This window comes from Paenibacillus sp. S-12 (assembly GCF_030363895.1).
Taxonomy (GTDB): Bacteria; Bacillota; Bacilli; order Paenibacillales; family Paenibacillaceae; genus Paenibacillus_B; species Paenibacillus_B alvei.
Genome location: NZ_JASIUF010000008.1, coordinates 213,660 through 234,649, shown reverse-complemented (window position 1 = coordinate 234,649; position 20,990 = coordinate 213,660). Strand labels below are relative to the sequence as shown.

Here is a 20,990-nt window from a genome sequence, read left to right as displayed (position 1 = left end):
TCCTCCTTAATACAAGAGACGGATCATTTCCGCATCCTTCATTATCGTTAACGGCTGTGCAATCAGTCGTCCGCTTTCCAGCCGATGTTCGAACATAACCAACATCGCTGCATCTTGTGTCCATCCAGTTGGCAGTAGCGGCAGCAAGGACACCGTAGAATGATGGAAACCACATATATCCCTCAGCACGATCTGCTGACCACGCTCATCCTGTAATACAAATTCATCCTGATCCGTCTGTTTCATATCTGATACGTGCAGAAGCACAACCGGATTTTTCTCTCCCAGCGGATTTTTCAATTGATTCTTCACGCTCTTCAATACGTCTGTATAAACACGATGTGCATGACCAGATATGAGATCCACATCCTTAGGCTCAACCGCTCTCGTGATCATTTCATCCCAGCGTACTCTGCGATTCATGTCCCCTGGATAGCGATAAAGCGACTTCACCTGCGCAACATCGAAGAAGCTGTCGTCGGCCCTCATCTGCTTCGCTGCTTTATAGGGGCGGTATTGAATCGTACGATGAATCTCTCCCGACGCTTTTTCTATCCAATAGCCCTGATCAACGTATTCTTGTCTGGCCGGGTCATCATAGCTAAGGAAAGAGAGCTGAATGAGCTCCACATCCTCGCTCATCATGCCGCATGCTTTCAATTCGCTAAGCTGCCACGCATGGCCAAGCCACTCTTCTACAGTCGACTCATGATCCAGCGCTAGTTCTGGATCGGCAAGTCTGGCGGTCAAATGACTTCGACCTTTTTTAATGAAGGCGTGCAGGATGGTTAACTGCTCAATCGCATGAGTATAAATATCTTCCATATCCCCATCATTGGATAAATATAAGGCTAATCTGCGCAATTCATGCTGCGCTCCGGGCAAATATTGACTGCCCAGTTGCTTGGCATGATCCTGAATCATCTTAATTGCTTTCTTATCTACCGTGCCTATTCCGCCTCGAACAATTGACAACACTAGCTTTTCCAGGGATTCAAGCCCATCAAGCTGCGCTTGAAGCTTCTTCTTCAATGCAGACTTGTTCACCTTCTTCGGCTTCAATTCGGCGCCCTCCGCAGACTGCTGCTTCTTCTCTTCCCGTTTCTCCGCTTTTTCCCTTTTAGAGATGATATCCTCAGGCACAGGTGCAGCAGCGAACGCTCCTCCCCCCACATATGCATACAGCAATCCCAGCGCATGCTTGCATGGAAGCTGTCTGCTCGGGCAGGAGCAGCGAAGTATCGGCTTTTCAGGCTGAATGAAGTCTGCCGAGCATTGATAATTGGATTTCCCGCTGCCCGAACATTCCCCGAACAAAAGGGATCCATCTTCCGAACTGTTCAACTGCACGAAACTACGTTTTTTGACCAGCCCCTGCGCGTTTTTGATAGCCGAGGCGTTCGGAGCCAACGAATCTACATATGACTCTGTAATTTCGATCATGGTGATTCCTCCTATCTGTCCAATATCATCTATCCTTTATGTATGCGATCCATGTAACCACTTTCCAAAGTAATCCTCAACCGCTTGCTCGCAATATCCATCCTCGCCGCGCCAGTTTACGACAGCGAAGAAGTCGTTTCTCCCGCCCCTGCCCGGTCTGTTCTCCGAACCGGCTCGCAGCACACCGGCGTAAGCCAAAATTTCCATTAACACATCGCGTTCCTGCTTATTGGATGGCAGTACACTGCTAAGCTTCGCTTCCAACTGGCGTGCGGCATCGTTCGGCTGACAGCTTCTTATCGCTGTAAGTATATGTTCAAGAATGGACACATCCTCTTCCATAACGTCAACTGTCCCTTCGGCAAGGAGCTGCTCCATATCCAATATGCAATAAAGCATATGGTTAAGTCGAACACCTCCCCATTTTATCCGCTCGAAGTTCAGCACATTTATATCTTCATTCGTATAGGCTTCAAGAGTGGCAACCCCATTCTTATCACATTCATAGCAATCCCCATACATGGCATACGTGCTGCTTGTACACCTGCCGATATTGCTCGTAAACATATGGACACTCATAGCATGCGTGAGTGCCCAACTGGAGAGCGCGCTTCGCATGTACACTTTCCGTGTAGACAAGCTGTGCAGAAAAGCTCGAACAGCCATCTCCTTGGTAACCACTTGATGCAGCTCGACTAACCGCATCACACATTTGTCATGACTTTTCGTCACTGGATCGAACATTAGCCCTTTGCTTTTTGCATACTCAAACTCATCACCGGCAAAGGAAATGCTGCGAGTGTCCTTCCATCCCGCGCTGCTCCAGAATGTTTTCATTACGATTTGCTTTGCCTTCTTGTCCATCTTACCCTCCCTGCCGTTCAAAGCTGCTGCATCAATAAGCCTCAAATTATCGAACATATGTTTCGTTCCACTCTGAAAAAAAACGCCGAAAGCAAAGCTTCGACGAATCCTTACTATTATCATATCGAATGTTCATAGACATAAAACAGGTCACTTGGTCCCATTCCTATCGTGCTCAGCCTTCATATTTATAGGAATATAGTACCACAAACCCAAATACCCTCATATATTAACATCGAATACATATATCAACAACATAAAGTCCTGAGTAGACTCCCCCCTCTCGTTTTCAGCTCCAAGATTTCCATTTCGCCTTTCGCAAGTCCGTATGGATAATTCAGAGTAAACTTCTCTAGCTGTTCTCGCGGAAATCAATATTTCAAATCAAAACAACATGTTAGCAAACAGTGCAAGGACAGCCGCTATACCTCTCCCCATTTCGTTCCCCTCCCCTATCGGATCTGAACAGCTATAGTACGTGTTACCCTGCGAATTCGTTCATCAAGTAAAACATAAAAAACCCCTCCAACGATCTTGGAGAGGATTTGAATGAAGCTGTTCATCTTGGATCATACCGTATTCGTCCATGCAACTATTGAAGATGATTATGAATCCGCTTTTGAAAAATCAAGATTGTACTCCCTAATTTGTTAACAACTTGAAAAGAGCATTACTACACATGAACTATAGTAATGCTCTTATTTTTCTACTTTACTCCTACCCATCCTTGTCTACATTGATATCGGTCACTTCTTCAGGCAGTTCCTTCGAGGCGCCTGGAATATCCCGCTGCTTGTAGCGAATTTCTTCTGATGAAAATACACCAATGTGAACTGTCCCCCCGTAGGCAAAGGCTCGAATCAATATAGGCTGATTGTAATGATTATGAAAGGTGAAGTCAGGCCCATTCCAACTGACCGTCGCATCACGACCAGGCGGTACATAGGTGACATTTCTGCTGTGGGAATAACGCTTCACGATTTGCAGTCCTGCTCGATCAACTGCATTGAACAGGGTGGATGAGATTTGGCAGATCCCCCCGCCGACCCCTTCTGACATTTCTCCCTTCACGATGATAGGGGCGTTTACATACCCTCTTTCTACTGTACGTTGACCTACGATCTCATTAAAGGAAAAGGTCTCCCCTGGAAATATGACGTGATTGTTGATCGCTTCTGCAGCAAGCTTTATGTTAATGGATCGATTTTTGTTATTCGTATTGTAATAGGTCGTATATTGACCGATTTGTTTCTCGCGGATATGAGACAAAAGTTCGCTGTCCACTTTCGGATAGGCTAGCTGCATAGGCACCTCAATTTTCACAGTGCCTTTCCTGTACATGTAACGATACAACTGCTCTGTGAACATATTTCTGTCCAGCTTTACACCGTTTCGTCCCGATACAATGCCCCCATGTTCATTCAATGACGCATTGAGCGGTGCAACAGCCACTTGGTGATCCAGCGAATCCATGAGCTTATTCAATTTGTGATTATCCACGACGGTCACGCCTGGCAGTGAATAATCGGAACGATGTACAGCTGCTAATTGCCGACCCTGATGTTCAACAAGGAGTTGATCTGCAGCGACAGGTGGATGCAGCAGCCATAGAGCAAGCCATAGATGACGCAAGTACATGAAGTTCTCCTTTTTATCCAATGAATACCGTTCGATTATTATTTTCTTGTTGCAAGCTTACTATTCACGAGTTTCAACAATGAATGTCCACCCTTAGGACACAAGTAGCTTCAAATTATGACAATTCTCACTTTATTGTTCATCATTCATGAAAATGTTATGATATATACATACTTTAAGTTAGTATCATCCTATAGACAGAGAGGATTTGTTGCATGGCTAGAGTTCATAAGAAAATGTCCTTGTTTGACTACTTGAAGAGATTTATCTTCATTACGTCTGGCGCAATTTTAATGGGTATCGCGTTGGAATTATTCCTCGTTCCGAACAATGTAATTGATGGCGGGATAACAGGGATTTCGATCGTAGTGTCCAAGCTTACAGGCTTGCCGCTCGGTGTGTTCATCTTCCTTATTAACGTTCCGTTTCTCATAATGGGGTACAAACAAATCGGGAAAACATTTGCCTTCTCTACCTTATATGGGATCATAGTTATGTCGGGTACGACATTCTATCTGCATCCCTGGAGTGCATTTACGAATGAAAAAATATTGGCGGTATTGTTCGGCGGCTTTATTCTAGGCTTTGGTGTCGGCCTAGTTCTTCGCTTTGGCGGTTCGTTAGATGGTACAGAGATCGTAGCGATTCTCGTATCCAAGAAGACCCGGATTCCTGTTGGTCAAATCATTCTCTTTATCAACGTGTTCATCTTTATTATTGCTGGATCTGTCTTCGGTTGGGATTCGGCGATGTACTCGATCTTTACTTTCTATATTGCTTCGAAGGTGATGGATATCGTCGTTGAGGGCTTGAATGAATCGAAATCGGTAACCATCATATCGCAGGAGTATGAGGAAGTATCGGAAGCAATTCAAAGCCGTTTGGGCCGTAGCACAACCTTCATCTATGGCAGAGGCGGTTATAGCAAGGAAGATACTCAAATTATTTATTGTGTAGTTACGCGTCTGGAGCTGGCAAAGCTGAAGGCAATCGTACAAGAGATTGACAGCAAGGCGTTCATCGCGATCGAAAGCGTTTCGGATGTCCTCGGCGGCAATTTCCAGAAAAACGACATCCACTAACTGACAAATCCCCTGCATGCTTGAGCATCATACAGCTCGTATGCAGGGGATTCTTTATTCATCATTCATAACTAGCTTGTGTAGGCACGATGCATCGCTTCAAGCAAAGTATGCGTATGATCGCAGCTATATTCCCAGAACATAATGCCTGCAAGTCCCTGCTGCTTCACATACTTGCACTTGTGCGTTAATGACTCTGGATCATCATACGTAATAAAGCTGTGACCATCATACAAATACGGCGCTTTCGCTTCATCGTCCCAATGGCGAACAAAACCATTTTTGTTGATATACGCTGCATCCAGCTTCGTGTAATCCGGTCCATATCCACCCGATCCAGCCGTCATTTGCAAATAGCCATTGTTCGTATTCGGAACGTCCTTCCACATTCTAGAGTAGAAGGCCGCACCGATAACGAGCTTCTCGCGCGGAACCCCTGCAGCCGTGAACAGCCGTACAGATGTATCCACACTGATGCGGAACAAGTCACCTGTCGATGTATACAAGTTCGTATGATGTCCGGTCAAAGTTTGGAAGCCGCCGCGCATATCATAGGTCATGAGCTGAATGAAGTCCAAATACGGATAGATAATATCCATCTCTGTCCCATCGATATAGTACTGATCTGCGCCCGCAGCTATCGTCAGCAAATAGTGTTTTCCATCTGCCTGCCCTTTGGCATCAAGCACTTCGCGCAGCTCCTTGAGGAGCAAAGTAAAGTTCTGCTTATCATTTGGGCTGGAGGCAATTCCTGCTTCCGAGTAGCATGGGTACTCCCAGTCAAGATCGATCCCATCGAACGAAGCTGTCTCTAGCACACGCACTGCGGACTCTGCAAATTGTCGTCTTCCCTCTGCAGTTGAGGCCGCTTCAGAGAAGCCTCCCGCACTCCATCCGCCCACAGACAGTAAAATGAGCAGCTCAGGATTGTAAGACTTCAATACTCGCAATTGAGACAAATTCTGCAAATGCTCAATCGTAATCCGGTCATTCTTCACATGGCCGAACGCCACATTCAGATGGGTTAGCTTCTTCGCATCTTCTGCCGTTACCTGCGGCAGTACAGAATCACCAGCATACCCGGCCAATATTAGCTTGTTGCTGCTCATGCTGTCGTCTTCCTCTCTCCATGTTAGTCCTCAATATTCAATCATCGCTTAGTTGTGCGTAACAACCGCACCAGATCCGCCGTACATATCCAACTCGCCTTCCAGCTCAATTTTCAGTACAGTTACATTTTCATGCGCATCTTCCGGCGTCATATGTATCCACGTTGTACCCGGAATATTGAACCACGGCACACCGCCATGGATATCGTATGTTAATTCCTTGCCGGAATGTAATACCGTAATTTTCTTAATTTTATTGGACAGACCCTTCAAGCAAACGCTTTCCTTCGGATCATCGTACACGAACAAATATAAGGTCTGACGATCCTTGGATACGGTGCTGCCGCCCAAATAATAACGAGTGTGAATGCCTTCATCCGTCTCGTAAATTGCCTCTTCGTGCGTACGGATCCAGTTGCCAAGACCAAGGAGAGTTTCTTCTTGACGCTTCGGAATGGTACCGTCCTCCATTGGACCAACGTCCAGCAGCATGTTGCCGCCCATTGTAATGCAGTCGCAGAACATACGGATGATTTGGTTCAATGTCTTATAGTAATCATCATCATGCTGGTAGCCCCAGGAGCTGTTAATGGTCGTACAGAACTCCCATGGCCCTACAGGTCTTGTAATCGGCAAGCCCTGTTCCGGCGTCTTATAATCGCCGTGGCCTTGAAGCCGTGAGTTAATGATAAGTTCAGGATTGAACGATAACAAGTAGTCCTTGAATGCCGGCAGGTTCCACTGTTCGGCACTGCGCTCCCAGTCCCCGTCGAACCAGAGCAAATCCACCTTGCCATAATTGGTGAGCAATTCACGCAATTGGTTATTGTTGAATTCAAGGAAGCGCTGCCATGCTTCTTCGTCTTGTACACCATCCGTCGGACTGCAGAAGCGGTTGACCTTGCTTAAATCCTCCGGCACCTTGCCGCCCTCGTACACACTTGCATAATCTGGATGTGACCAGTCAATCAAGGAGTAGTACATGCCAAGCTTAATCCCGCGATCCGTAAGCGCCTTGGCATATTCTTTGATCAGATCCCGCTTGGCTGGGGTCTTCTTCACGACATTCAAGTCACTGTACTGTGTATCCCACAAAGCAACGCCATCATGATGCTTCGTCGTAAGAACTGCATATTTCGCACCAGACTTCTCAAAGAGGTCTGCCCACTTCTCTGCATCGAACTTGCTGGCCGTAAATCCGTCGAGCTGCTTCATGTAGTCCTCATACGACACTCTTCCATTATAGAAAGACCAGGATTCAGAAATCCCATCGACCGCATAAATGCCATAATGAATGAAAATTCCAAGTTTCGCTTTCTCAAACCACGGTTGTACCATTGTTGTGCCCTCCCATATTCTAGTTGTACAATTCGTATTATCGCACATTTTGAGAGGAAAGTGTTAGCGAAAACATTCCGCGCCACACCTAACTTTTTCACAGTTAGATGTGGCGCGGAATCCAAGTGGCAAACACGCCTTATTGGGTTGTTGAAACCATTTTATTTCGTAATATCAATGAAGCCTTCTCCGAACACGTCTCGAACATCATGTATCGTAATAAATGCGTCTTTGTCCGTTGCTCTAACGATCTTTTTGAGTGTTGATACTTCCTGCTTGCTAATGACAATATACAGAACCTGCTTCCGATCCTTCGTGTAATAACCATGACCTTCCAGCACCGTCACTCCACGATCCATGACAATGTTCACTTGCTCAGCTATTCGATCATGTTCCTTGGAGATAATGGTGACCGCCTTTTTCGGGTTCAATCCCTCGATAATGAAGTCCATGACCTTGGTTCCCACATACAGCATCGCAATGGTAAGCATTAAGCCTTGCGCACCGATAATAAAGAACGAAGCAAATGCCACGATTAAATCAAAAAACAGCAATGCATAGCTGACATTCCAGTCCAGGTATTTGTTCATGATTCGCGCCAAAATCGTTGAGCCTGCTGTCGTGCCCCCAACGCGGATAATGAGACCGATCCCTACACCAGCAAAAATACCGCCGAATATCGCATTGATCATCAATTCATTCGATGCGATGCGCCAGCTCTCTGTCAGATGGAGGAACAAGGAGTTGAATACCACTGCAATGATCGTATATACGGTTGTATTCTTATCCAGGAATTTATAGCCTACAATGAGCAAAACCGCATTCAGGATCAAGTTCATTAAGCCAGGAGACCAGCCAAATACGTAGTACAAAATAATGGTAACCCCTGTTACCCCGCCTTCGCCAAAATCATTTGGGATAACAAACAAATTGACTGCTAATGCAAAAATGAAAGCGCCCGCGATAATGATAGCAATATCCGTAATTCTTTTTTTCATGAAAGCCCGTCCTTTATGTATGAAAATCATCTTTCCGAATTATCTCATCAAACGAAAGCATTGAAAAGTGATTCATGAATATACGGTGTTCTTCTACTATGGATATACATACAGCTGGTACATTAGTATTCCGTTCTTACGACACGACAATACAAAAACAACTGAGCGTTCCCCACCCAGTTGTTCTTGCATCATTACTAGCAATCCTAATAATCTTATGCGAAAATATCGGATTGTTTAACACGATCGTTCAGCATCGTAAAGTCTTTGTCTTGCAAAGGCTCAACTTTACCCTTCTGATAACCGCTGCCCTTCGTCGAGAAGAAGTCATGTGTGCTTGTTTCCGTACGAATACCGTTCAAGACGACAGGGTTAACCTCTTCTTCAGGGAAGTACGGCTCAAAGCCCAAGTTCATGAGCGCCTTGTTGCCGTTGTAGCGAATGTACTTCTTCACTTCATGTGTAAGGCCAATCGCATCATACAACTGCTCTGTATATTCAAGCTCGTTCTCATACAATTCAAGCAACAGCTTGTTCACGAATTGAGACAGCTCCTGCTGCACTTCCGAGCTTTGCTTGTTGTAAATTTCCTGAGCAAGCAAGCCCACGAACACTCCATGGACACTTTCGTCGCGAATGATCAACTTAATAATCTCACCGCTTGCTACCATCTTGCCTTGTCCAGCCAAGTACAGTGGATAGAAGAACCCCGAATAGAACAGGAAGCTCTCCAAGAACACCGATGCCACCATCGCTTTGTACAAGCTAATGGGATCGTTGTCTTGAATTCCCTTATACAGTCCATCAATGATAGCCGTTTTTTTCTGCAAATGCTTATTATCTTTTACCCATTCAAAAGTCTCATCAATCATAGCTGTGCTTGCAACCGTCGTAAAGATGGTGCTGTAGCTCTTCGCATGGATTTCTTCCATCGCAGCCTGGAAGATAAGAATCGCCTTCTTCTGCTTCCCTTCTACATGCTGCGCAATAACTGGCATCCCAACGTTCCCTTGCTCCGTATCCAGCAAAGTCAAGCCGCCAAGAACATGCATATATGCAAGCTTTTCATCTTCGGACATTTTCGTCCAAGACTTCAAGTCCTTCGAAATAGGAATCTCGGTATCAAGCCAGAACTGGGACGTATTCTGCGTCCACAGCATTTCCATATAATCCGATTCAGGTCTGTTCCAGTTTACTGCTTCAAAGTTTCTCATCTACGAATCTCCTTTAGAGGTAATTCAAAAAGGCCGCTTTTGACTTTTTTGAACTCTCATTTATGCAGGTAGCGCTCATTTATAACGGGTAGCACTCATTTAGACTACGCAGCTTACACACTCATCGATCGTTTTCTTCTTCGTACGTGTGTAGTAGAGCGTCTTAAGCCCTTTCTTCTGTGCATAAATGTAGTATTTTGCAAGATCCCGAGTCGTCAGATCATCCTTAACGAACAGTACCGTCGAGATTGCTTGGTCGATATGAACTTGTACATCCGCAACCAGATCAATCAGGTTGAACATGTCCATATCATAAGCTTCTTTGTAGTAGAAGTAGTTTTCATCGTTGATGTACGGCATCGGGTAGATCGTTTTCGAGTCTCCGTATTCACGTTCCTCGATGCGCTGAGTAATTGGCGCGATCGATGCTGTGGAGGACTGCAAGTAAGAAATGGAACCTGTTGGTGCAATTGCCAAACGGTAAGCATGGTACAAGCCATGCTCCATTACTTGCTCCTTCAATCGTGCCCAATCTTCCAATGTAGGAATCGCATGACCATCGAACAATTCTTTCACGCGATCTGTCTTCGGACTGAAGTCCGTGTTCAGGTATCTATCAAAATATGCGCCGCTTGCATATTCACTCTTGTCAAAGTCTTTGAATGTCACGCCGCGCTCTTTCGCAATCAGCATGGAACGCTCAATGGAATAGAAGTTCATCATCATGAAGAACGCGCGTACAAAGTCTCTTGCTTCCTTAGACTCATATGCAATCTTGTTCTTCGCCAAGTATCCATGCAGGTTCATAGCGCCAAGACCTACCGAGTGAAGCTCGCGATTCGCCTTCGCTACAGATGGAACGATGCTGATGTTGCTGCGATCGGTTACTTCGGTCAACGCGTCCATAGAGCGGTGAACCGTATCGCGCATCCGCTTGTTTTTCATCACGTTAACGATGTTAAGTGAACCTAGGTTGCACGAAATATCACGATTGATTTCGTCTTCAATGCCATAGTCATTGATTGTCGATACTTCGCTAAGCTGTGCAATCTCGCTGCACAGGTTGGAGAATTTAACCTTGCCGATCTCTTTCAACGCATGGTACTCATTCGTATTGTCTACGAACATAATATATGGGTAACCAGATTCCATTTGAATCTGAGCGATTTTCAAGATCAGGTCGCGAGCGACAATTTTCTTTTTGCGTACCTTCGGATTGTCTACGAGCTCATCGTACATCTCCGAGATATCCATGTCATCCAAATGCTTGCCATACGCTTGGTACACAGTATGCGGGTAGAACAAGTACATGTCCTTATCCTGCTCGACAAGCTCGAAGAACTTGTTCGGAGCAACAACGCCGAGCGACAACGTCTTAATGCGGATTTTCTCGTCACTGTTAATCTTTTTCGTATCCAAAAATTCATGAATGTCAGAATGGAATACGTTCAAGTACACAACGCCGCTTCCATCACGCTGTCCCAATTGGTTCGCATAGGAGAATGCATCCTCGAACAATTTCATAACCGGCAATACGCCGCTTGCCTTGCCGTCAAGCCCTTTAATTTGTTCGCTTGCTCCACGGATTTTGCTCAGATTCAAGCTGACGCCGCCGCCAATCTTACTTAGCTGCAACGCGGAATTGATCGCAAATCCGATCGAGTTCATCGAATCATTCACTTCCAGCAGGAAGCAGCTGACAAGCTCACCTCTGCGCTTCTTCCCTGCATTCAAGAATGTCGGGGTTGCTGGCTGATACTCTTGGGAAATCAACAGCTCTGCATATTCGAAGGCTTTGTTAATGTCTCCACTTGCAAGAAATAGGGACACAACAGCCAATCGATCTTCATAACGTTCCAAGAACTTCGTATCGTCATTCGTTTTCATCGCGTAGTTGTTATAGAACTTGAACGCACTCATGAACGAAGGGAAACGGAATTTTTTGGAATACAAGTATTCGTAAAGCTTTTTAATATCCTTAAATTCATAGTTGTCGAAAAGCTCTTTCTCGTAGTAATCATTTTCGATCAAATAATGAATCTTCTCTTCTAGGTTATGGAAAAACACCGTATTTTGATTGACATAATCGACGAAGTAGCTCTTTGCTGCCTCGTGATCCTTGCCAAATTGAAATTTACCGTCCTTCTGAACCATGATTTCATTGTTAAGCTGTATCCATTTTGGTATCAAAGTCATGGACCTCCCGAATAAAGTTGTCTACATCTCGTTTTGTCCCGCTGAGTTCAAACTTCATCAGTACGGGGACAGAGTATTGTCTGGAAATATGATCAGCTGCAAGTCCATACCTTGTGCCCCAGTTCATATTGCCGCTTGCCGCGACACCTTGGAGTAAATGACTGTGTTCTTCCAGGAACTCTTGCGTGGATTGAGGAACTTGTCCGAACCCGGTTGTGTACGTAATGAGGATAAAGGGTTCTTTAAGCTTCACGTCAGTCGATATGCGGACACACTTCATATTCTCCAATTTATCGACAAACCGTTTCACGTTACCAGTCTTCGAATCGTAAGCGATAAGCACGTGATCCCTCCGTTGTTCGACTCGTTTGCAAATGGAACGGATGATGAATGCAAATGCTCAGTCAAAAAGAAATAAGGATCAAAACGATGGCACGAAGATCATGAAAATCTCGCGTATGCTGTCGCTTTAATCTCTCACTTTCTGAATAGGCATGTCCTAGCATTAGGCGCATTGCCTCCCGTGATTCCATTTGCTGTCACAATATATAGTGTATGTATCGCAATTCACTAACTATATATAGTTTGCTATAGAATCATATACAATTTTAAGAGAAATGGCAAGGGCCATTTTATGACGATTCCTCTATCATGTTTCATGTCGAGCTGTGACACAAAACATTACTATCGTATCACACCTCAGACGATTATTGGAGATCAATTATTTTGGAATTGTAGAGAAAAAAATGATTCAAAAATTCGAATATTCTCCTTTTCAGCCACTGGACAGCGATCTCTTCGCTCCAACTTTTTTATTGTAAACGAGACATATGAATCGAATCAGCACATTATCAGGTATACTCAAACCGAGTGCTGCGTTCCGAGTTTGATAGAAATTGGAGAACAGTTATTTCTAGAAGCGGCTATGTCATTTATATTGCAACTGCGAACCCTGCTAAGGTTGAGGTATTGCTTTCAGGAGGGGTAAACAAGCTGTTGGTGTTTCCAAGAGGCGGACGAGTATTGGTAGGCGGCGGAGGAACAAGTCATTATAGCAAACCACATCGTGCAATCACGATCTAATAATGAGCAGCCACTCGCTCGTGTTGTATGAGCATTGTCTGGGCAAAGTAAAGAATTTGACTTGTATTGAACACGAAACAGCGGCAGTCCAGTGACACAAAAAGTGCCCGATTGCCGCTGATTCATTTATGTACATAATCGAACCCTCAAATCATGAATTGGATTCTAGAAATGATCGAATATGCGCAGCAAGCTCTTTGGAATGCGTCAATGGAACCATGTGATCCGCGCCCTCTATTACAGCAAAAGCAATCTGTTGCACCCTTTTGAACTCGTTTGCAATCTCGTACATATCGCTCCATTCAACCGTTCCAGACACAAACAGAGAAGGAACAGCGATTTTTTCCAACCGCTTAATTGCCAGCGGCTGTGGCCACATCACGTCAAAGCTGCGCCACTCCATAAAGACACGTGTAAAGTATTGGGTATGCATTTCAATAAACAGGTCACGGTAGTTGCTCGCCATAACGGTTTGGTATATGGGCCCGCCCAACGAAAACCGTATCATCTTGCTTATATCCGGAGCTAATGAAGAGGGACAAGCTCCATCCATTCCCTTGAGCCCACGCCGCCACTATGGATCAAAACAATTGGATCACCCTTACCACCCATCCCATGTTTATGCCTAATTTGTACGATGCAATTTCCTAAAGCAGCACTCATTCATTTCCCTAGCTTGTACGCTCATTTCCCGGGCAACCGGGCGGATTCGATCCATTGTGACAGTATTGTTCAACATAATAGTGGGAGGATAGAGCGAATTCCATGCCGAACAACGATTCATTTTGTCTCTTCAAGCTGTTACGTGCATATCGATGTAACTAACACATTGAAAATTACAACGAACCGAATCATGGCCTCATTCGTATCACACATTCATACAATGATTTGAAAGGAAAGTATCCCCTATATCATTCACATCATTTAATATCTATCCTGTTGAAATAGACGACGCTTGCCACGAAGCCGATAATCGAAGTCACGCCGATTGCAAGAATCGAATACAGCGGCGGATACTCAGGCACATAACTATGTGACACAATAACATGTGCTGCTGACCATGGAAATATAGCCTTATAATCTGAGCTGATGACCGTCACGTTTCCTAGCGTAATGACAGCCGTGAACATAATCGTCGGGACATAGTTTTTAAATAGAAATGTCACCCATATCGTCAGTGTAGACAACAGGAACATCAGCAGTGCCCCTAGCACATAGTCCTGTATTGATTTCAATAATACAGAAGTACTCAAGCCATCTGTCTTAATCATGAAACCAAGCGCTAAAGTCAGCACCCATGCTACCATCGTTAATAGAAGTATCCATAATAGAAGCATAAGCAGCTTGCTTATCAATAAAGCCACTCGGGACACTGGGATTGTCAGCAAGTTCTTCAGCGTATCCTCGACAAATTCACGGTTGAACAAATAGGCGGTTATTACCCCGTACAGCAGAACACCAAGCAAAAGCATAATATTCAAATTCGTGTTATAGAAAGCCGTTTCGAACGGAATAACTGCATCGGGATCTTTTTTCATTTGGCTCAGGTAGGCGATGAACATCATGATCGGCGCTGCTGAAGCTCCAATCATGCTCACAAGGAACATTTTCGACCTTTTCAGCTTCAACAGCTCGGTATAAAGTAAATTAACCAATCTGGCCACCACCAATCCGCTTCACGAAGTAATCTTCGAGCGTATCTTCATTTACAATCATGCTATATACATCAATATCATGCTGAACGAACAGCTTATTCAGCTTGTACTGCTCCCCGACAAGCGAATAGACACGCATCCATCCGCCGTCGTGAATTTCGTAATCGTGGATGCCGGCTTGCGACTCCAGCAGCATGGCTGCTTTATTGTCATTCGATACATGGAACTCGATGTATTTGCGATTTCTTTGGTGCAGCTCTCCAATCGAGATTTCTTCAAGCAGCTTCCCTTCGTGGATAATACCTAGCTGATCCACAAGCTGCTCGACCTCAGATAAAATATGACTGGATATAAGCACAGTGATCTTCCGTTCTTCCGCTAATGATCTGATGAGCTTGCGCATTTCCTTAATTCCTATCGGGTCGAGCCCGTTCGTAGGCTCATCCAGAATAAGCAGCTCCGGGTGATGAAGAATCGCTCTGGCGATGCCAAGGCGTTGCTTCATGCCCATCGAGTATTGACCAACAAGCTTCCTTGTCTCCTCCTGCAACCCTACCGTTTCAAGTGCTTCTTCCAGCGCATTCCGCTTGTATACCCCCATCAGCTTTGCATTGATCAGCAGATTCTCATAGGCAGTCAAGTTCTCATAAAAGCCGGGATGCTCGACCATTGAACCGATTCGAGATAAAATTTCTTTTGGTTTATCCGTCAAACGCTGGCCGAATATTTCCACATCTCCATGCGTAGGCTTGATTAACCCGAGCAGCATTCGAATGGTTGTCGTTTTGCCTGCGCCATTTCGGCCGAGGAAGCCATAAATTTCGCCCTTCTTCACATGCATGTTCAGATCGTGAACCGCTATCTGCTCTCCATACTGCTTCGTAAGACGGGTTGTACGAATGATTGTGCTCATGCAGCACCTCCTGCTAGTCAACTATATCTCCTTCTATCGTAAACAGTTGATTTTAAATGCTGCTTAATGAGTTCTTAACTATCTCTTAACAGATACAGGTTGCGCCATCCTTACTGGAAGGCTCACTGTAAATGCAGTCCGCTCATACGGCTTGCTCACGACTGAAATACGCCCGCCATGCTTGTCAACAAATGCCTTGGTTATCGCCAATCCCAACCCGCTCCCGCCGTACTGCAAACTCCGAGATTGCTCGGAGCGGTAGGTGCGTTCGAATATCCTCGGAATTTCATTCGCTGGAATGCCTGGCCCCGCATCCCATATCGTGAGCTCAATGCTCGTTTCCTTCCTCTCCAGTTCAACGCCTAACTTCCGGCCATCCTTGCCATACCGGATCGCGTTCTTAATCAGGTTGTTCAGAATGCGGATATACCCGTACCGATCAACCTCTGCTGTACACTTCTCATCAGGAATCTGAACCGCTAAGTCCATGCCGTGCTTCTTTAACTCCGGCAAAAATGAGATTATCGCTTCTCGTAACAGCTCTGCAGCGTCAAGCGGCTCTCTTCTAATCTCAATCTCATCTGCGTCCAGCTTCGCCATTTGAAAGATATGGTCGATCAGTTCCTTCAACGTTTGCGCCTTAGCCGAGATAATCGCAATACATTCTTCCTTCTCTTGCTGCGTATCCATATGTTCATCTTGCAAGGCATCAACATACCCGATAATCGAGGTAAGCGGTGTCCGAATGTCATGTGAAATATTCGTGAGCAGCTTCTTGCGAGCTGTCTCGGATCGATGTGCCTGTACTTGCAGCCTGTCCATTTGCTCGATTAATTCATTAATCGAATATAGCAATTCATTATAAGTCTCGAACTCATTTGCTAGCAGCCTCGTGTTGATATTTCCTCGTACTGCACGTTGTACAGCAGCAGCATCGCTTTTTAGTTTTCGTATCAATCTTAAACGGCTGTGCAAGAGCAGCCCCACAGTGGTGAATAGCATAGCAAACAGCCCCCATCTAATGATTCCTAGAGGCTGAATTGTAATACGATCCATAATGAATAAAATTATTAACCCGATTAATAAAGTGACGAACATCAGACTGTGCTTATCATGTCTCATCTTTCTCACCTGCAAACTTATATCCGATTCCCCACACCGTCTGAATCAGCTTCGGCTCAGAAGGATTCGATTCAATTTTCAATCGGAGCTTACGTATGTGAACCATGACCGTGTTATCATCCTCAATATATTGAGATCCCCACACCTGTCTGAAGATTTGCGTCTTCGTAAATACTTGCTCAGGATGAGCAGCGAACAGCTTCAACAGCTCAAATTCCTTTGCGGTTAGATTTACTTCTTGACCGTCACGCATAACCGTATATTTCTTTGTATCAATTATTAACCCTGTAAATCGCAAAAGTGTATCTTCTTCAGCGGAGCCAATGGCCTCACTGCCTAAGATCATGAATCTTCTAAGCTGTGCCTTGCTTCTCGCAATAAGCTCATGGATACTGAAGGGCTTCGTCATATAATCGTCCGCACCAATGCTCAGGCCGACAATTTTGTCCATTTCTTCATCCTTCGCTGTCAGCATCAATATGGGGACGTTGCTTCTCTCCCGAATGCGGCGGCACACTTCTATCCCGTCTACGTAAGGCATCATTAGATCAAGCACGACCAGATTATACTTATTCAGCTCGAATAATCGCAATGCTTCCTCCCCATTAGATGCCGTATCCACCGAATATAACTCCCGTTCTAGGTACTTCTTCACTAATTCTCGAATTTCTCGCTCGTCATCAGCGACAAGCACACGAATTGGCTGCATCGTTCCGTTCTCCCCTTATATCTATCTAAACGGTCTACACCGGATTGCATATTTCGATCTAGTAGATAGTGTAACGAATCTATCAGCCAATTGCACGTGTTTGCCAATTCCGTTCTTCACAAATACATGGTTTATTGGATTTGCTGTAAAAATCCCATGACCATTGATCTTGCTGCTGCTGCACCATGAAATTATTCACTGGCGCTTTAAGGTAAGAACAGTTATTTCAGGTTTGCTAAGGAACCGTATTGGCAGCTCGGTAGTTCCAATCCCTCTGTTCACATATAGCTGCATGGGTTTATTCAACGTTGACGTTCCCTCGATCTGATACATGCCTTCCACATATCGCTTTGCTAAAGGCGGAGTATATATCGCTCCTAGCAACGGCATCTGGACTTGCCCTCCGTGACTATGACCAGATAATTGCAAGTCGATTGGATAATCAGCGACTTGGTCAGCGACATCCGGCTCATGCACAACAAGCAGATTGAATATGTCCGGCTCCAGGGCTTGCAGCGTTCCGTGAATGTCAGGCGTTCCTAATAAGAAATCATCAAGACCGCTGATGGTGATATACTCGTTATAGTTGGGAAGCCGTATTTTTCTCATAGCATTTACCAGAACCGTGAAGCCCGCCTCTTCCATATAGGACTGATAAATTCCACTCCCCCCTCCACCACGATCATGGTTGCCGAACACCGCATACTTGCCTAATGTTGCTTGCAGCTGCGCCAATATGCGCTGCGCCCCATGTCTCTTATCTCCATACCTATGGAAATTGTCAACTAAATCTCCGGTAAACACGATGATATCTGGATGCTCGATATTAATTCGATCCACAAGGCCCCTCAACTGCTTTTCATCAAAATGCTCGCCCAGATGGACATCAGAAAAGTGCACAATTTTCATGTTATCAAAGCTCGAAGGGATGTAATGATTCTCTATCGTTTGCCTCATTATACTTATCCTTTTCGGTTCCATTTCCAAGCCATAAAATAATGCACATGCCAGCAGCAGCGATACAGCGATTGACATGCTCATTGCAAGCTTTCTCCACTTCTTATTCTTCATAATCTCACCTCAGCTTCATCATAAGAAGCCAATGTTACGCCAATGTGACGAAATAAAAAAAGTGCCATCCCACTTATGGGACAGCACCAGTTAGATATCGTCTCAACCCTTTTTGATTGATCATAAACAATAGAGAAAGACTGTCACTGTACTGTTCGATAACACAACTTTGAAGCAATATGACCGTATTATCTTTCTTGAGGGCAAAGCGGCAATGCAAAATGAAATTCGATAACGCCTTTCTGCAAGCGCACACCAAATTTTGCTTCATGTTTCTGCAATATCCCATGAACAATAGACAAACCTAACCCAGTTCCGCTGAACTGCTTGCTGCGAGAACTCTCTGCGACGAAGAACGGTTCCCACAACTGTTTGAGCTCTGCTTCTGTCATGGATAGCTCACATCCATTTCGAATAAACAGAGTTAGCTCAATCTGACTCGTTACAAGCTCAATCTCTATTTTCCCATTTGTCGTATATTTCACCGCATTCGATATCAAATTGGTAATGGCCATTTCCAGCTTCAACTTGTCGGCCTTCACACAGCATCGTTCCGCATCCTTATGTTTCACGGTCAGTTCAAGCGAATGTTGCTTAAGGGGCAGCTCAAACGCTGAGATAATCCGTTCCAGAAGAGGGATGATAGGAACGGATTCAATATCTAACTGTTCCGCTTGCAATCGAGACCACTCCAACAGGTTTGTAATGAGCCCGGACATATTGTCTGTCTGCTGCTCAATAACATCCGCGTAGGTGCCGTCGTCAAGCCCGTCCTTCATTCCGGCAGCGTATGCCTTAATTACCGCAAGCGGTGTCTTTAACTCGTGAGAAATGTCGCGAATGAAGACGCGCAAATTTCGGTTTCGCTCCTCCAGCTCAGTGTGGGCCTGCTCCAGCTTTGTGCTCATTGAATTGATGCTGCGAGCGAGCTCTTCGATTTCATCGCCCGTTCGAATGTCCACCTTCTGAAAGGTCAGTTCTGCAATTTCCTCAGCCGTTATTTTCAATTGCTCCAAGGGCCGTACGGTTCGCTTGGAAAACCACGCGGCGAGCACAATTGCAAGAAGAAGCGCTCCAACTGCGATCCATAAATTGAACTGATTGACAATTCGTATCGTGTCGCCAGAATTGGCCACAGATTCGCCTGCCGCAAATATTAAGCCTTCCTTCAGAACAAATGTGACGATCACGCTCGATTTCAGTTTTTCTTGCTGGTACGTCTTCGTGACTGTACCTCCGTGCATAAGCTGTGCAACACTGTCTTCTGTCAACCAAAACTTACTCATGGCGATGCGCTCACGTGTAAACTGCTCCCGGAGTGTCCAATTCAAGCGATCAATGTCATGATCATATGGAGTGTGAATGATCGTCAGTTGATATTCATCTGCTATCCGCTCCGTCTCTTCAAGCAGTTGCTTTGGCTCAATGCTTTGCAGCTTTTCTACAGCCTCAGTCAACGATGCCCGCTTCTGGTAAATAAAATAATTCGGCATAAAAAACGTATTTACGCAATAAGAAAGTCCGAAAACGACAACAAGGATGAGTGCAATATGCACGAATAGCTTTCGACTTAGCTTATTCATGGCGGCGCGGATGCTCGAAGCTATACCCCATCCCACGGTGTGTCAGTATCCATTCTTCACCGATCTTTTCCCGCAGCCTGCGTATATGGGTATCGACTGTCCGCTCTTCGCCGAAATAATCGTAGCCCCACACATGATCGAGCAGCGCCTTGCGGGATAGGATCTGGCCTTTGTTCACGATAAAAAATTTCATAAGCTGAAATTCCTTCTTCGTAACCCGCAAATCTGTTCCAGCCTTGCTAATCTTCTGTCCTTCCATGTCAACTTGAATCTCGCCGAATAGATACTGCGCCTGTAAATTCAACAGCTTCTTGACCCTTGCCAGTAAGATACGTGGATCGAACGGCTTCCTTATATATTCGTCAGCACCAGACTCCAATGCCTTCAACTCGTCTTTATACTCACCCTTTGCCGTAAGCATCAGCACCTTGAGCTTCGAATTCGCCTTCATCTCTTTGCACACATCGATTCCACTCTTAAAAGGCATCATCCAATCCAGAACGGCCAAGTCGAGCGCCTGATGATAATAGATGTCGAGCGCCTTAATCCCATTCTCTGCCGTAAAGGTTTGAAATCCTTCTTTTTCAAAATAAGCAACTAATATGTTGAGCATATGCGGTTCATCGTCAGCAATTAATACATTCATCAGTTTGTAACTCCTTCTATTGTAGCTATTCATTGATGCATTCTATATTATTGCATTTTTAATTGAATAAGGAAAATACTGCGGTTATACTGAATACAACCTATGTAAGGAGGAGTTACGATGAAGTGCGTAAAACAAAATGGGGCAGGTTATAATCGGGGATAACGCATCATTCGCCCTGTAAACTGCGCGATTCCCCTTCATGATAGAAAGGGGTTTCCCGTTCGTGGAACAAATAAATCAAGACAACCGCGCATGCGTATCTGCGGAAGAACAATCAAGTCATTCTTTCCGTGATGTAAAGAAATCTTTTGCATGGTTAAGCT

At 45.0% G+C, this 20,990-nt stretch carries 19 protein-coding genes; 2 read left to right on the top strand and 17 right to left on the bottom strand.

Features of this window, described 5'->3' with window-relative positions; translation table 11 throughout:
- Positions 1–6 precede the first annotated feature (6 nt).
- The 3 genes from NO352_RS08620 to NO352_RS08610 form a co-directional block, all read right to left on the bottom strand.
- Entirely contained in the window at positions 7–1,443 is a 1,437-nt protein-coding gene (locus tag NO352_RS08620) for an SWIM zinc finger family protein (RefSeq protein ID WP_289355362.1), read from the bottom strand.
- Positions 1,444–1,479: 36 nt separating this feature from the next.
- Positions 1,480–2,307, bottom strand: coding sequence for a hypothetical protein (locus NO352_RS08615; RefSeq protein WP_289355361.1), 828 nt, complete (start codon positions 2,305–2,307; stop codon positions 1,480–1,482).
- Between the two features lie 717 nt (positions 2,308–3,024).
- Positions 3,025–3,945 (bottom strand): VanW family protein, encoded by a 921-nt coding sequence (locus NO352_RS08610; RefSeq protein WP_289355360.1) that lies wholly within the window; start codon positions 3,943–3,945, stop codon positions 3,025–3,027.
- 215 nt (positions 3,946–4,160) lie between these two features.
- Between NO352_RS08610 and NO352_RS08605 the strand changes: the two genes are divergently transcribed.
- Positions 4,161–5,027, top strand: a complete 867-nt coding sequence (locus NO352_RS08605; RefSeq protein WP_289355359.1) for a YitT family protein — start codon at positions 4,161–4,163, stop codon at positions 5,025–5,027.
- 71 nt (positions 5,028–5,098) lie between these two features.
- On the opposite strand, the gene NO352_RS08600 is transcribed toward NO352_RS08605, so the two are convergent.
- From NO352_RS08600 to nrdI, 6 genes are all read right to left on the bottom strand, one after another.
- Positions 5,099–6,136, bottom strand: coding sequence for a glycoside hydrolase family 18 protein (locus NO352_RS08600; RefSeq protein ID WP_289355358.1), 1,038 nt, complete (start codon positions 6,134–6,136; stop codon positions 5,099–5,101).
- Positions 6,137–6,184: 48 nt separating this feature from the next.
- Positions 6,185–7,474, bottom strand: coding sequence for an alpha-L-fucosidase (locus NO352_RS08595; protein ID WP_268619777.1), 1,290 nt, complete (start codon positions 7,472–7,474; stop codon positions 6,185–6,187).
- Positions 7,475–7,635: 161 nt separating this feature from the next.
- Positions 7,636–8,472, bottom strand: coding sequence for a YitT family protein (locus tag NO352_RS08590; protein ID WP_262866780.1), 837 nt, complete (start codon positions 8,470–8,472; stop codon positions 7,636–7,638).
- A gap of 215 nt (positions 8,473–8,687) precedes the next feature.
- Positions 8,688–9,686: a class 1b ribonucleoside-diphosphate reductase subunit beta gene (gene nrdF / locus NO352_RS08585; protein ID WP_005549415.1), complete on the bottom strand. Its 999-nt coding sequence runs from the start codon at positions 9,684–9,686 to the stop codon at positions 8,688–8,690.
- Positions 9,687–9,785: 99 nt separating this feature from the next.
- Positions 9,786–11,882, bottom strand: coding sequence for a class 1b ribonucleoside-diphosphate reductase subunit alpha (gene nrdE / locus NO352_RS08580; RefSeq protein WP_040736335.1), 2,097 nt, complete (start codon positions 11,880–11,882; stop codon positions 9,786–9,788).
- Positions 11,851–12,225, bottom strand: a complete 375-nt coding sequence (gene nrdI / locus NO352_RS08575; protein ID WP_005549417.1) for a class Ib ribonucleoside-diphosphate reductase assembly flavoprotein NrdI — start codon at positions 12,223–12,225, stop codon at positions 11,851–11,853. The genes nrdE and nrdI overlap by 32 nt, the downstream gene beginning before the upstream one ends.
- Before the next feature lie 491 nt (positions 12,226–12,716).
- On the opposite strand from nrdI, the gene NO352_RS08570 reads away from it, so the two are divergent.
- On the top strand, positions 12,717–12,965 hold the full coding sequence (locus tag NO352_RS08570; RefSeq protein ID WP_289355424.1) for a hypothetical protein: 249 nt from the start codon (positions 12,717–12,719) through the stop codon (positions 12,963–12,965).
- 151 nt (positions 12,966–13,116) lie between these two features.
- Here the strand turns inward: NO352_RS08570 and NO352_RS08565 are convergent, their stop codons facing one another.
- From NO352_RS08565 to NO352_RS08530, 8 genes are all read right to left on the bottom strand, one after another.
- Positions 13,117–13,473, bottom strand: coding sequence for an alpha/beta fold hydrolase (locus NO352_RS08565; RefSeq protein ID WP_289355357.1), 357 nt, complete (start codon positions 13,471–13,473; stop codon positions 13,117–13,119).
- A gap of 412 nt (positions 13,474–13,885) precedes the next feature.
- Positions 13,886–14,620 (bottom strand): ABC transporter permease, encoded by a 735-nt coding sequence (locus NO352_RS08560; protein ID WP_005549420.1) that lies wholly within the window; start codon positions 14,618–14,620, stop codon positions 13,886–13,888.
- A complete protein-coding gene (locus NO352_RS08555) occupies positions 14,613–15,533 on the bottom strand; it encodes an ABC transporter ATP-binding protein (RefSeq protein WP_289355356.1) in 921 nt (306 codons plus the stop codon). Before NO352_RS08555 ends, NO352_RS08560 begins: the two co-directional genes overlap by 8 nt.
- A gap of 78 nt (positions 15,534–15,611) precedes the next feature.
- Positions 15,612–16,535 carry a sensor histidine kinase gene (locus NO352_RS08550; RefSeq protein WP_289355355.1) on the bottom strand — a complete coding sequence of 308 codons (924 nt, stop codon included), beginning with the start codon at positions 16,533–16,535 and terminating at the stop codon, positions 15,612–15,614.
- A 109-nt stretch (positions 16,536–16,644) separates the two neighbouring features.
- Entirely contained in the window at positions 16,645–17,364 is a 720-nt protein-coding gene (locus NO352_RS08545; protein ID WP_005549424.1) for a response regulator transcription factor, read from the bottom strand.
- Between the two features lie 195 nt (positions 17,365–17,559).
- Positions 17,560–18,405, bottom strand: coding sequence for a metallophosphoesterase (locus NO352_RS08540; RefSeq protein ID WP_289355353.1), 846 nt, complete (start codon positions 18,403–18,405; stop codon positions 17,560–17,562).
- Positions 18,406–18,623: 218 nt separating this feature from the next.
- Positions 18,624–20,054 (bottom strand): sensor histidine kinase, encoded by a 1,431-nt coding sequence (locus NO352_RS08535; RefSeq protein ID WP_289355352.1) that lies wholly within the window; start codon positions 20,052–20,054, stop codon positions 18,624–18,626.
- Positions 20,011–20,664, bottom strand: a complete 654-nt coding sequence (locus tag NO352_RS08530) for a response regulator transcription factor (protein WP_289355351.1) — start codon at positions 20,662–20,664, stop codon at positions 20,011–20,013. The genes NO352_RS08535 and NO352_RS08530 overlap by 44 nt, the downstream gene beginning before the upstream one ends.
- Between the last annotated feature and the right edge of the window lie 326 nt (positions 20,665–20,990).